This window comes from Vibrio lentus (assembly GCF_002875945.1).
GTDB classification, from domain to species: Bacteria; Pseudomonadota; Gammaproteobacteria; order Enterobacterales; family Vibrionaceae; genus Vibrio; species Vibrio apostichopi.
Genome location: NZ_MCZK01000064.1, coordinates 1 through 1,424 on the forward strand (window position 1 = coordinate 1; position 1,424 = coordinate 1,424).

1 protein-coding gene is annotated in these 1,424 nt (G+C 34.6%); it reads left to right on the forward strand.

Translation table 11 applies throughout. The features are described from left to right. Positions 1–375: 375 nt before the first annotated feature. Positions 376–1,424, forward strand: a 1,049-nt coding sequence (locus BCT49_RS05160) for a hypothetical protein (RefSeq protein WP_102434409.1), incomplete at its 3' end; no start/stop codon positions are given.

Consider the following 1,424-nt stretch of genomic DNA (forward strand, 5'->3'; position numbering starts at 1 on the left):
AATTCACTATGCCACTTCATATCATCTCTATTTCATGTTTTTATTTGAGAAGTTGGATGATGTATTCCCTTAAAGTTTGAGTTTATACCAAAAGAAAGCAGTACTAATTTTTGCAAGACGACACTTCTCAGCTACATGTTCAAACAAATTTTTCATAGAAGAAATAACAATAGATTATTGCAATACAAAAACATCACAATGTAAAACTTCTTAAAACAGTTTTCTTAGCACGGCGATCATCTATAAGGCCCACTATAGCTAAAATAATGACAATTCTTGCCGAAATATTTCGATTTTTCTTGTCTATAATTTGTAATTTTCAACTGAAAAATATAATGTATTTCTTTCGAAAATGCCTACGAGAGTGCATGACTTATGAAAGGTCCTAGCTATCGATTTACCCTTGTGAGAGATACAGCTGATAACACTCAGCTTCGCTTTTACATAAGCTACCTATACTTCAAACAAAACAATCATCTATTAAATGGCTATGACTTATCTGTTATGCAACAGCGCGGTCTCAAGCATCACTTCACTGAAATTGTTGCTGAAAAACTAGACATTGAAACAGAAGTGTTAGAGAACGGAAGTTTCAGTCTTGATGTGAAGGAGCAGCTACAAACACTCTTGAATGACCTACTCTACATAACAAAAAAATGCATAATTCCAAATTTCTATATATCTTGGCTCAACAGTACAAGGGCGGATTTTTTTCTTTACTCACTAATTAAACTATCCATAAAAAGCAACATATTGATAACAAATAATCGTTATTCAAAAATTTATATAGGTCAGGTTTTTTGGCCTAAATTTAACTCTATTGGACACCAAACACGGGAAAGTAAGCTGCGCGATATTAAACGAAAAAGAATTGTTAGAGATAGGAAGCGTGAAGGAAAAAACTGCGATCCTGAGCTGGTTGATCAGCTAATCGACAAAGTTATATTAGAAGATAAAGAAGAAATAACTAAGATCCAAAAGGAGTATGAACCATACATAGAAGCCTTAAGGCCAATAGAACACTATGACCCGGTAAATGACCCTCATGCTATAGAAAAAATGATTGATCACTTCCATACTGTTGCTTTTACAAAAGAAGCATATCGTTATGAAAACATACGTTTCATCACACAAGCTAAGCGACTCTATCAGCAATGTTATAGCAAAGTGCCTGCATCCCGAGGCATTATGAAAAATGATAGTAGTGAGCTGATTAACAAAACCTACGAAAGACTGATTAAACAATACAGTATCCTTCGATTTTATCCGCCAGTTGAAGACCCTACCATTAGGCAATACTGCATAATCTCATTTCTTGACATCCTCTATACGACGACGACGAAAGAAGAATTTGAAGATCGGTTCAAACTGATAGGAGATAAGTATTCCTTAGACAAGAGTGAGTGCAAAGACTTCACTCTAAC